This window comes from Brevundimonas vesicularis, from assembly GCF_900445985.1.
Classification (GTDB): domain Bacteria; phylum Pseudomonadota; class Alphaproteobacteria; order Caulobacterales; family Caulobacteraceae; genus Brevundimonas; species Brevundimonas vesicularis_D.
On record NZ_UAQP01000001.1, the window covers coordinates 1 to 6,063 of the forward strand.

Genomic DNA, 6,063 nt, shown 5'->3' on the forward strand with positions numbered 1-6,063 from the left:
CCGGTATTATCCCAAGCTGCTGGGCGCCGTGCCCTTTACGCCCGCGACCGGCCCGCGCTTCCTGAACCATCTCGAGACCGACGCCGCGACGGTGCGTCAGGCCCTGATCCAAGGGGCTGTGACCCTGGTCGAACGGCTGGGCGTCTCCTCCCTTCACGTCAACTTCCCGACCGAGCCGGAATGGTCGGCCATGACCGAGGCGAACCTGCTGCCGCGCCAGGACATCCAGTTCATCTGGCGCAACAACGGCTATCGGACCTTCGACGATTTCCTGGCCGCCCTGTCGGCCAACCGCCGCAAGACCATCAAGCGCGAGCGCCGCGACGCCCAGGCCGATTTGGATATCCGCGTCCTGACCGGCGCCGACATCACCGAGGCCCACTGGGACGCCTTCTTCGCCTTCTACATGGACACCGGCTCGCGCAAATGGGGCCAGCCCTATCTGACGCGCGACTTCTTCAGCCGCGTGGGCGCGACAATGGCCGACCGGATCGCCCTGGTCATGGCGTTTCGGGATGAGACGCCCATCGCCGGCGCTCTGAACTTCATCGCCGCGACGCCCTTTACGGTCGTCAGTGGGGCACGCTGGAAGACGTGCCCTTCCTGCATTTCGAGCTTTGCTACTATAAGGCTATCGAATTCGCCATTTCGCGTGGCCTGTCCCGCGTCGAAGCCGGGGCCCAGGGCGACCACAAGATCGCGCGGCTACCTGCCCTCCCCTGTCTATTCCGCCCATTTCATCGCCGACCCCGCCCTGCGCGATCCCGTCGCTCGCTATCTGGACGGCGAACGCCCGGCTGTCGCAGCGCAGATGCGGGCGATGACCGAAGAACTGTCGCCCTATAAGCAGGTATAGAAAAAGGCCCGGCTGCTGCCAGCCGGGCCTTTCGCGATCACCCTTTCGGGGATCAAGCCGTCTCTTCTTCCTCGGCCTTCGCGGGCGCGCTGGCGCTCGTGATGTCGAAGTCGATCTTGCCGTCCTTCAGCTGGACCCTGACGTGTCCGCCGCGCGTCAGACGCCCGAACAGGATGTCGTCGGCCAGCGGCTTCTTGATCGAGTCCTGGATGACCCGCGCCAGCGGACGCGCGCCATACAGTTCGTCGAAGCCGTTCTTGGCCAGCCAGTCGGCGGCTTCGTCGGTCAGTTCGATGGTGATGTTGCGGTCCGCCAGCTGGGCTTCCAGCTGAAGGATGAACTTGGTCACCACCGAGCGGATCGTGTCGGCCTGCAACGGCTTGAAGGCCACGATGGCGTCCAGGCGATTGCGGAACTCCGGCGCGAACAGGCGCTGGATGGCCTTGTCATCCTCGCCCTCGACCTTGCCCCGGCCAAAGCCGATGGAGGCGCGGGCGTTGTCGGCGGCCCCGGCGTTGGTCGTCATGATCAGGATGACGTTCCTGAAATCGACCTTCTTGCCGACCGCATCGGTCAGCATGCCGTTGTCCATCACCTGAAGCAGGATGTTGTAGACATCCGGGTGCGCCTTCTCGATCTCGTCCAGCAGCACGACAGCGTGCGGATGCTGATCGACGGCGTCGGTCAGAAGCCCGCCTTGGTCATGTCCGACATAGCCGGGAGGCGCGCCGATCAGACGGCTGACCGTGTGGCGCTCCATATATTCCGACATGTCGAAGCGCTGCATCTCTATGCCCAAGGTGGCGGCGAGCTGCTTGGCGACCTCGGTCTTGCCGACGCCGGTCGGGCCGCTGAACAGGAAGCTGCCGATCGGCTTGTTCGGATCACGAAGACCCGCCCGCGCCAACTTCATGGCCGCCGACACCTGCTCGATGGCCTGTTCCTGACCGAAGACCGCACGCTTCAGGTCGGTTTCCAGCTCGCGCAGGCTTTCCGTGTCGGACTTGGACACCGACTTGGCCGGGATACGGGCCATCTTGGCGATAACGGCCTCGACCTCCTTCTGACCGATGACCTTCTTCCTCTTGGATTCGGTCAGCAGCATCTGCGACGCCCCGGCCTCGTCGATCACATCGATCGCCTTGTCCGGCAGTTTCCGGTCGGTCATGTAGCGCGCCGACAGCTCCACCGCCGTGCGCACGGCGCTGTCGGTATAGCGGACCTTGTGGTGCTGCTCGTAGTAGGTCTTCAGACCCTTCAGGATCTTCACCGTATCCTCGACCGTCGGCTCATTGACGTCGATCTTCTGGAAGCGACGCACCAGGGCGCGGTCCTTCTCGAAGTGCTGGCGATATTCCTTGTAGGTCGTCGATCCCATGCAGCGCAACGTGCCGGACGCCAAGGCCGGTTTCAGCAGGTTCGAGGCATCCATCGCCCCGCCCGAAGTTGCGCCCGCGCCGATCACCGTGTGGATCTCGTCGATGAAGAGCACGGCGTTGTCGTGGTTCTCCAGTTCTTTGACCACCTGCTTCAGGCGTTCCTCGAAGTCGCCGCGATAGCGGGTGCCGGCCAGCAACGCGCCCATATCGAGCGAGTAGATGGTGGCGTCCTTCAGAACGTCGGGCACTTCGCCGTTGACGATCTTGCGGGCCAGACCTTCGGCGATGGCGGTCTTGCCGACGCCGGGATCACCGACCAGAAGCGGGTTGTTCTTGGTCCGACGGCACAGGATCTGGATCGAGCGGTCCACCTCGGCCTGACGACCGATCAGGGGATCGACCTTGCCCTGGCGCGACTTCTCGTTGAGGTCGACGCAATAGGCTTTCCAGCGCCTCGCCGCCCTGTTTCACGGCGGAAGCATCCTCGGCCTCTTCGGGCGAAGCGCCCTTGGCCGGACGCGCCTCGTTAGCGCCTGCCTTCTTGGCGATGCCGTGAGCGATGAAGTTGACCGCGTCATAGCGCGTCATGTCCTGCTCTTGCAGGAAGTAGGCCGCGTGGCTCTCGCGCTCGGAGAAGATGGCGACCAGCACGTTGGCGCCGGACACTTCCTCGCGGCCGGACGACTGGACGTGGATCACCGCGCGCTGGATCACGCGCTGGAAGCCGGCGGTCGGCTTGGCGTCCTCGCCGTCGCTGGTGGCCAGGGCGGCCAGGTCGTTGTCGACATAGAGGGTCAGCGCCGCTTTCAACGCAGACAGATCGACGTTGCAGGCCTGCATGACGCCGGTCGCGTCGGGATCGTCGATCAGCGCGAGCAGCAGGTGCTCAAGCGTCGCATACTCGTGCCTGCGCGCATTGGCGTATCCCACCGCGCGGTGCAGGGTTTCTTCGAGAGGACGGGAAAATGAAGGCATAGGGAGGCTCCTCTCAGTCCTTTTCCATCGTGCATTGCAGAGGGTGCTGGTGGCGGCGCGCCGTCTCGATGACCTGCGCGACCTTTGTCTCGGCGACCTCGTAGGTGAAGACGCCGCAGACGCCGACGCCATGCTGATGCACATGCAGCATGATGCGGGTGGCCTCTTCCCGGCTCTTCTGGAAGAACCGCTCCAGCACATAGACGACGAATTCCATCGGCGAATAATCGTCGTTCAGAATCAGCACTCGATAGAGCGAGGGCTTTTGCAGCTTCGGCTTTGTTTCGGTGACGACGGCGGTTCCTTGACGCCGCCGGTCTCACCGGGCCTTTGAATGGGCATTCGTGTTCCGTAATCGGGAGTCGTCTTGCTCTCAAATAGGGAATGATGGCCTGAATTGAAGCGCGTCCAGTCACGGAAGGGACAAAGATTTCACGTGATCCAAGGCGGTCAACGGCTCAGGTTGACGCCTCAGTGAACAGCTCCGATCGCCATATGCCTTTTTTGCCCTGTCCCTCGTCCTCTCGAAGAAACCCTGCACCGCGCGGTGGGATACGCCAATGCGCGCAGGCACGAGTATGCGACGCTTGAGCACCTGCTGCTCGCGCTGATCGACGATCCCGACGCGACCGGCGTCATGCAGGCCTGCAACGTCGATCTGTCTGCGTTGAAAGCGGCGCTGACCCTCTATGTCGACAACGACCTGGCCGCCCTGGCCACCAGCGACGGCGAGGACGCCAAGCCGACCGCCGGCTTCCAGCGCGTGATCCAGCGCGCGGTGATCCACGTCCAGTCGTCCGGCCGCGAGGAAGTGTCCGGCGCCAACGTGCTGGTCGCCATCTTCTCCGAGCGCGAGAGCCACGCGGCCTACTTCCTGCAAGAGCAGGACATGACGCGCTATGACGCGGTCAACTTCATCGCTCACGGCATCGCCAAGAAGGCAGGCGCTAACGAGGCGCGTCCGGCCAAGGGCGCTTCGCCCGAAGAGGCCGAGGATGCTTCCGCCGTGAAACAGGGCGGCGAGGCGCTGGAAGCCTATTGCGTCGACCTCAACGAGAAGTCGCGCCAGGGCAAGGTCGATCCCCTGATCGGTCGTCAGGCCGAGGTGGACCGCTCGATCCAGATCCTGTGCCGTCGGACCAAGAACAACCCGCTTCTGGTCGGTGATCCCGGCGTCGGCAAGACCGCCATCGCCGAAGGTCTGGCCCGCAAGATCGTCAACGGCGAAGTGCCCGACGTTCTGAAGGACGCCACCATCTACTCGCTCGATATGGGCGCGTTGCTGGCCGGCACCCGCTATCGCGGCGACTTCGAGGAACGCCTGAAGCAGGTGGTCAAAGAACTGGAGAACCACGACAACGCCGTGCTCTTCATCGACGAGATCCACACGGTGATCGGCGCGGGCGCAACTTCGGGCGGGGCGATGGATGCCTCGAACCTGCTGAAACCGGCCTTGGCGTCCGGCACGTTGCGCTGCATGGGATCGACGACCTACAAGGAATATCGCCAGCACTTCGAGAAGGACCGCGCCCTGGTGCGTCGCTTCCAGAAGATCGACGTCAATGAGCCGACGGTCGAGGATACGGTGAAGATCCTGAAGGGTCTGAAGACCTACTACGAGCAGCACCACAAGGTCCGCTATACCGACAGCGCCGTGCGCACGGCGGTGGAGCTGTCGGCGCGCTACATGACCGACCGGAAACTGCCGGACAAGGCGATCGATGTGATCGACGAGGCCGGGGCGTCGCAGATGCTGCTGACCGAATCCAAGAGGAAGAAGGTCATCGGTCAGAAGGAGGTCGAGGCCGTTATCGCCAAGATGGCCCGTATCCCGGCCAAGTCGGTGTCCAAGTCCGACACGGAAAGCCTGCGCGAGCTGGAAACCGACCTGAAGCGTGCGGTCTTCGGTCAGGAACAGGCCATCGAGCAGGTGTCGGCGGCCATGAAGTTGGCGCGGGCGGGTCTTCGTGATCCGAACAAGCCGATCGGCAGCTTCCTGTTCAGCGGCCCGACCGGCGTCGGCAAGACCGAGGTCGCCAAGCAGCTCGCCGCCACCTTGGGCATAGAGATGCAGCGCTTCGACATGTCGGAATATATGGAGCGCCACACGGTCAGCCGTCTGATCGGCGCGCCTCCCGGCTATGTCGGACATGACCAAGGCGGGCTTCTGACCGACGCCGTCGATCAGCATCCGCACGCTGTCGTGCTGCTGGACGAGATCGAGAAGGCGCACCCGGATGTCTACAACATCCTGCTTCAGGTGATGGACAACGGCATGCTGACCGATGCGGTCGGCAAGAAGGTCGATTTCAGGAACGTCATCCTGATCATGACGACCAACGCCGGGGCCGCCGACAACGCCCGCGCCTCCATCGGCTTTGGCCGGGGCAAGGTCGAGGGCGAGGATGACAAGGCCATCCAGCGCCTGTTCGCGCCGGAGTTCCGCAATCGCCTGGACGCCATCGTGGCCTTCAAGCCGTTGCAGGCCGACACGATCCGCTCGGTGGTGACCAAGTTCATCCTTCAGCTGGAAGCCCAGCTGGCGGACCGCAACATCACCATCGAACTGACCGACGAAGCCGCCGACTGGCTGGCCAAGAACGGCTTCGACGAACTGTATGGCGCGCGTCCGCTGGCGCGGGTCATCCAGGACTCGATCAAGAAGCCGCTGGCCGACGACATCCTGTTCGGGCGTCTGACGCGCGGCGGACACGTCAGGGTCCAGCTGAAGGACGGCAAGATCGACTTCGACATCACGAGCGCCAGCGCGCCCGCGAAGGCCGAGGAAGAAGAGACGGCTTGATCCCGAAAGGGTGATCGCGAAAGGCCCGGCTGGCAGCAGCCGGGCCTTTT

At 63.7% G+C, this 6,063-nt stretch carries 1 protein-coding gene and 3 pseudogenes; 2 read left to right on the top strand and 2 right to left on the bottom strand.

Going from position 1 to position 6,063, the window contains the following annotated elements; all coding sequences use genetic code 11:
- Positions 1-856 (top strand): annotated as a pseudogene (locus tag DT343_RS00005) (GNAT family N-acetyltransferase); the annotation flags it as partial.
- A gap of 52 nt (positions 857-908) precedes the next feature.
- Here DT343_RS00005 and clpA (DT343_RS00010) read toward each other — a convergent pair.
- A pseudogene (clpA, locus tag DT343_RS00010) lies at positions 909-3,210 on the bottom strand (ATP-dependent Clp protease ATP-binding subunit ClpA).
- A gap of 13 nt (positions 3,211-3,223) precedes the next feature.
- Positions 3,224-3,514 (bottom strand): annotated as a pseudogene (gene clpS / locus DT343_RS00015) (ATP-dependent Clp protease adapter ClpS); the annotation flags it as partial.
- 189 nt (positions 3,515-3,703) lie between these two features.
- Between clpS and clpA (DT343_RS00020) the strand changes: the two are divergent.
- On the top strand, positions 3,704-6,013 hold the full coding sequence (clpA, locus tag DT343_RS00020) for an ATP-dependent Clp protease ATP-binding subunit ClpA (RefSeq protein ID WP_112861261.1): 2,310 nt from the start codon (positions 3,704-3,706) through the stop codon (positions 6,011-6,013).
- The last annotated feature ends 50 nt before the right edge of the window (positions 6,014-6,063 follow it).